General features: G+C 68.9%; 1 pseudogene. It reads left to right on the plus strand.

Annotation, left to right across the window (positions count from 1 at the left end):
- Positions 1-434: pseudogene (locus tag EGM46_RS14585) on the plus strand (glycosyltransferase); the annotation flags it as partial.

Here is a 434-nt window from a genome sequence, read left to right on the forward strand (position 1 = left end):
GCAGTCGATCGTCTTCCCGCTCACCCAGGATCCTGATGTCCTGCCGCTGTACGCGGACGCGGAGACCTGGTCCCAGATCGGCGGGCGCCACGTCCGGCTGAGCGAGAACGCGCACATCGACAACGTGCTCTCCCGTTCGAGCGCGCGCGTGCGCTCCGGCAAGCGTGTCTCCTTCGCGAGCTACTTCAACGCGTTCCCCGCGGCGTACTGGCAGCGCTGGACCGTGGTCACCGAGGTTGCGCTGACGCTGCGCACCTCCGGCTCGGGCACCGTGATCGTGTACCGCTCGAACGCCGGCGGCGTGCAGCAGCGTGTCGATTCGCGCACCGTCACCGGCACGACCGAGACGGTCTTCGCGCTGCCGCTCACGTCGTTCAGCGACGGCGGCTGGTACTGGTTCGACCTCATCGCGAGCACCGAGGGCCTCGTGCTCG

This window comes from Leucobacter chromiireducens, assembly GCF_003917135.1.
Classification (GTDB): Bacteria; Actinomycetota; Actinomycetes; order Actinomycetales; family Microbacteriaceae; genus Leucobacter; species Leucobacter chromiireducens_A.